The sequence below is a fragment of the Luteibacter sp. P4_E6 genome, from assembly GCF_056401535.1.
In genome coordinates this window covers 1-4,671 of the sequence record NZ_JBFUJE010000313.1, presented here as the reverse complement: position 1 = coordinate 4,671, position 4,671 = coordinate 1, and the positions used below count along the sequence as shown (strand labels likewise).

Here is a 4,671-nt window from a genome sequence, read left to right as displayed (position 1 = left end):
TCCCATTCCTTGGCGTCCGGGAGGCCGTCCTTGCGCTCGGTAATGACCGGCCAGGCCTTGGCCAGCTCGGCATTGAGCGCGACGAACACTTCCTGACCCGCGGGGACGTCGTCCTCGGGGTAGATCGCGTTGATCGGGCATTCCGGCTCGCACAGGGTGCAGTCGATGCACTCGTCCGGATTGATCACCAGGAAGTTCGGGCCCTGGTGAAAGGCATCCACCGGGCAAACCTCGACGCAATCCGTGTACTTGCACTTGATGCAGTTGTCAGTGACGACAAAGGTCATGCGAAGAATGGGCGCCGAAAGAGGAAAAGTGGTGCTCCCTACGAGGTTCGAACTCGTGTTCCCGCCTTGAGAGGGCAGTGTCCTAGACCACTAGACGAAGGGAGCAGGTCGTACGTGGGGTACGAAGCGCGCTAGTATAGCGAAATCCCGGAGCCGGGCAACGGTTTTTTGCAGGCTCGTCGGCCGGGGTCTAATTCGTTACATTTCCCACTTGAAGGACGCCAYCGCGCCCGCCAGGACCACGACCGCTTGAATCCCGAAACCAGGAATGAGGTTGCGCCGACGCTCAGCGTCATCCCGCGCGAACACCACTCCATTTCCCGCAAGAACATCAGCAAGGCCGCGCTGCGCGTCCTCTATCGTCTGCACGACGCGGGGTTCGCGGCCTACCTGGTCGGCGGTGCCGTGCGCGACCTCTTGCTAGGCGGTCACCCGAAAGACTTCGACGTGGCGACCAACGCCACCCCGGACGAGGTCAAGGGGCTGTTCCGCAATTGCCGCCTGATCGGCCGCCGCTTCCGGCTGGCCCACGTCGTCTTTGGGCCGGAGATCATCGAGGTGGCCACCTTCCGTGGCACGGGTGAGGACGGCACGGGGGGTGAGGGYGACCGCCACATCGTCGACGGCCGGATCGTTCGCGACAATATCTGGGGGACGATCGAGGAAGACGCCGTCCGCCGCGACTTCCGCGTCAACGCCCTTTATTACGACATCTCGGACTTCAGCGTGCGCGACTACGTCGGCGGCATGCAGGATCTCGAAGACAAGACCATGCGACTGATCGGTGACCCCGACCTGCGCTATCGCGAAGATCCCGTGCGCATGCTTCGCGCGGCGCGTCTCGCCGCCAAGCTGGGCTTCACCATCGACAAGGAAGCCCTGGCGCCGTTCGCCTCGCTGGGTCACCTGCTGGGCGAGGCCGCGCCGGCCCGATTGTTTGACGAGTCGCTGAAACTCTTCCTTGCCGGTCACGGCCTGAAGAGCTTCCGGATGCTCGAGGCCTGCGGCCTCCTGAAGTTCCTCTTTCCGGCCACCGCACGCGCGCTCGAGCGCGGCGACCAGGCGCTCCGTGCGCTGGTCGAGCAGGGCCTGGCCAATACCGATGCCCGTATCGCCGAAGGCAAGTCGGTCACCCCGGCCTTCCTCTATGCCGTACTGTTGTGGGGTGAGGTGCGTGATCAGGCGCACGGCTGGATTGCCCAGGGTTTCGACATCAATGAAGCCTGGCAGCGCGCTGCCGTGCACGTGGTGGGCGAGCAATGCCAGCGCGTCGCTATTCCGCGCCGCTTTACCTTCACGATGGAAGAAATCTGGTCGCTCCAGCCCCGCTTCGAGCAGATCCATCGCAAGCGTGTGTTCCGCCTGATGTCGCATCCGCGTTTCCGCGCGGCGTTCGACTTCCTCCTCCTGCGCGCGCACGAATCCGAGCGCATGCGCGAGCTTGGTGAATGGTGGGCGCACGCGCAGCAGTTGCCGCCGGAAATGCTCGCGGCAGCACTCGGTGGCGGTGGCGTTCCCGTGCACGAAACCACCGTTGCAGCCACGGCGCCTGCGCGCAAGCGCCGCCGCCGGCGCAAGCCCGGTGGTCGCGGCAAGGGCGATTCGGGCGGCGCGTGATCGTTCGTGCCCTGATCGGACTGGGCGGCAACCTGGGTGAAGTGCGCGAACGGCTCGATGCCGCGATCGCCGCCCTGGACGTGTTGCCCGGTGTGGCTGTCGTGGCGCGCTCGCGGTTCTACCGCACGGCCCCCTGGGGGCCCGTGGCGCAGCCCGACTTCATCAACGCGGCCATCACTGTCGAGACGAGTTTGCCGGCGCTGGAGCTTCTGGATGCCTTGTTGGCGACCGAGCGTGCCTTCGGTCGTATTCGCGATGGCGAGCGCTGGGGGCCGCGGACGCTGGACCTCGACCTGCTGGCCTACGGTGACGACGTGATCGACAACGAACGCCTGAGCGTGCCGCATCCGCGCATTGCCGAGCGCGCCTTCGTGCTGATGCCCCTGGCCGATATCGCCGCCAATGCGGAGTTGCCCGGTGTGGGGCGCGTAAGCGACCTGCTCGGGAAGATAGATACCCAAGGCTGCATACCGCTTTCGTGAGTCTTGGTTGAGCTAGCGCTCATCAAGGCGGACAATTCCCGTTTCACCCAACGAGGCGACACAGCGTGTACGTGGAAAAAACGAGCGCGCCGGCGCGAAAGCCGGTGACCGTGCCGGGTCTGAAGGCGATGAAAGCCGAAGGCCGGAAGATCGTGATGCTCACCGCCTACGACGCGAGTTTCGCTGCCCAACTGGAATCCGCCGGTGTCGACGTGGCTCTGGTCGGCGATTCGCTGGGCATGGTGGTGCAAGGACGTTCGAGCACCTTGCCGGTGACCGTCGACGAGATGGTCTATCACACCGCTGCGACGGCACGCGGCCTGTCGGCCACGCTGCTGGTCGCCGACCTGCCGTTCATGAGTGACCGCGACGCTCCCACGGCGATGGAAACCGCTGCGCGGCTGATCGGGCAGGGTGGCGCGGCCATGGTCAAGATCGAGGGCGCCGGTCGCATCTGCGAGGTCATCTCCGCGCTGGCCGAGCGTGATATCCCGGTGTGCAGCCACCTGGGCCTCACCCCCCAGTCGGTGAACAAGTTCGGTGGCTATAAGGTCCAGGGCAAGACCCAGGACGCCGCCGACAAGCTATTTGCCGATGCGAAGGCGGTCGAAGCCGCCGGTGCCGACCTGCTCGTTCTCGAATGCGTCCCCTCGGCGTTGGCGGCGCGCATCACGGCCGAGCTGTCCATCCCCGTCATCGGGATCGGGGCGGGTATCGACTGCGACGGCCAGGTGCTGGTCGTCTACGACCTGCTCGGCCTGACGCCGGGTAAACGACCGAAGTTTTCCAAGGATTTCCTCGCTGGACGCGATTCCATCCAGGCTGCCATTGGCGCCTACGTCGCGGACGTGCGTGAACAGCGCTTCCCCGGCGTCGAACACAGTTTCAGCTGAGGGTTCCACTATGCAGACCGTTACCGATGCCGCTGCACTTCGCGCCACTGTTCGCGGCTGGCGAAGTGCTGGCCTGAACGTCGGCTTCGTGCCGACCCTGGGCAACCTGCACGCCGGGCATTATTCCCTGCTGAAGCTGGCCCGTGCCCGGGCCGACCGTGTGATCGCCAGCGTCTTCGTCAATCCGACCCAATTCGGCCCGGGCGAGGACTATGAGCGCTATCCCCGCACCCTGGCCCAGGACCAGGCCGGGCTCGCCGAGGCGGAGTGCGACATCCTGTTCGCGCCGGAGGTCTCGACGCTTTATCCGTTCGGCGCGGCCTCCAGCGTGAGCATCCACGTGCCCGACCTGACCGAAACCCTGGAAGGTGCTCATCGTCCGGGTCATTTCGACGGCGTAGCCACCGTGGTTGCCAAGCTTTTCAGCCTGGTCCAGCCGGACCTCGCCGTGTTTGGCCAGAAGGACTTCCAGCAGCTCAAGGTGATCGAGCGGATGGTCCGGGACCTCTCCCTGCCGGTGAAGGTCATGTCGGGACCGACCCTGCGTGAAGAGGATGGCCTGGCCATGAGCTCACGCAACCAGTACCTCTCGCCCCAGGAACGGGCCCGCGCGCCGCAGATCTACTCGACGCTGCAGCAGACGCGTGAGCTCTTTCGCCAGGGGCATAACTGGCAGGCGCTGGAGCAGGCCGCCAAGGCCCGGCTGGAGCGCGCCGGCTTCGTGCCGGATTACCTGGCCATCCGCCGTGCCGAAGACCTCGCCGAGCCGGCTCCGGACGAGCGGGAAGGCCTGGTGGCGCTGGTTGCCGCCCGGTTGGGCGCGACCCGCCTGATCGACAACCTGCCTTTCGACTGAATCCCTTCACGAACGGGGACTTGCGTTTCCAGGCGCCGTCCCCCATAAAGCGCACCGACAGAGGAAGCCCATGCGACGGAGCGGGCAACCCTCCGTTAGAATGGGCGTTTTTGTAACCGCCAAACTCCAGAGACCGCCATGCACCTCAACATGCTCAAGTGCAAGATCCACCGGGCCACGGTGACTCACGCCGAGCTGAACTACGAAGGTTCGATCGCCATCGACGGCAACCTGCTCGATGCCGCGGGTATCCGCGAGTACGAGCAGATCCATGCCTGGAACATCAGCAACGGCGAACGCTTCGTCACGTACGCGCTGCGTGCGGAAGAGGGCTCGGGCATCATCTCCGTGAACGGTAGCGCCGCGCGCCGCGTGTCCACCGGCGACCTGGTGATCATCGCCGCCTTCGTCGGCCTGTCCGAGGCCGAGATGGCCAAGTACCAGCCGGACCTGGTCTACGTCGACGCGAACAACCGCATCACGCATACGAACCATTCGATTCCCAAGCAGGCGGCGTAAGCAGCCTGCGTTGTAGG

At 65.3% G+C, this 4,671-nt stretch carries 6 protein-coding genes and 1 tRNA gene; 5 read left to right on the top strand and 2 right to left on the bottom strand.

The genetic code is table 11. The annotated features are described in order from the left end of the window. The coding region (gene fdxA, locus AC1DT2_RS16215) for a ferredoxin FdxA (protein WP_477297438.1) at window positions 1-287 on the bottom strand (287 nt) is incomplete at its 3' end. A 29-nt stretch (window positions 288-316) separates the two neighbouring features. Next, a tRNA-Glu gene (locus AC1DT2_RS16210) sits at window positions 317-392 on the bottom strand. Window positions 393-536: 144 nt separating this feature from the next. Here AC1DT2_RS16210 and pcnB point away from each other — a divergent pair. The 5 genes from pcnB to panD all read left to right on the top strand — a co-directional run bounded on the left by pcnB (window position 537) and on the right by panD (window position 4,654). Continuing rightward, a complete protein-coding gene (gene pcnB, locus AC1DT2_RS16205) occupies window positions 537-1,904 on the top strand; it encodes a polynucleotide adenylyltransferase PcnB (RefSeq protein ID WP_063570393.1) in 1,368 nt (455 codons plus the stop codon). After that, window positions 1,904-2,386, top strand: a complete 483-nt coding sequence (folK, locus tag AC1DT2_RS16200) for a 2-amino-4-hydroxy-6-hydroxymethyldihydropteridine diphosphokinase (protein WP_477297439.1) — start codon at window positions 1,904-1,906, stop codon at window positions 2,384-2,386. The genes pcnB and folK overlap by 1 nt, the downstream gene beginning before the upstream one ends. A 65-nt stretch (window positions 2,387-2,451) precedes the next feature. Further along, window positions 2,452-3,279: a 3-methyl-2-oxobutanoate hydroxymethyltransferase gene (gene panB / locus AC1DT2_RS16195; protein ID WP_477297436.1), complete on the top strand. Its 828-nt coding sequence runs from the start codon at window positions 2,452-2,454 to the stop codon at window positions 3,277-3,279. A gap of 10 nt (window positions 3,280-3,289) precedes the next feature. Continuing rightward, entirely contained in the window at window positions 3,290-4,135 is an 846-nt protein-coding gene (gene panC / locus AC1DT2_RS16190) for a pantoate--beta-alanine ligase (protein WP_213948340.1), read from the top strand. A 138-nt stretch (window positions 4,136-4,273) separates the two neighbouring features. After that, window positions 4,274-4,654 carry an aspartate 1-decarboxylase gene (panD, locus tag AC1DT2_RS16185; protein ID WP_046967327.1) on the top strand — a complete coding sequence of 127 codons (381 nt, stop codon included), beginning with the start codon at window positions 4,274-4,276 and terminating at the stop codon, window positions 4,652-4,654. Window positions 4,655-4,671: the final 17 nt, after the last annotated feature.

What these genes read in the sequence shown, in the direction of transcription:
- panC (WP_213948340.1), top strand. Translation starts at nt 3,290, where the DNA reads ATGCAGACCGTTACCGATGCCGCTGCACTTCGCGCCACTGTTCGCGGC.
- panD (WP_046967327.1), top strand. Translation starts at nt 4,274, where the DNA reads ATGCACCTCAACATGCTCAAGTGCAAGATCCACCGGGCCACGGTGACT.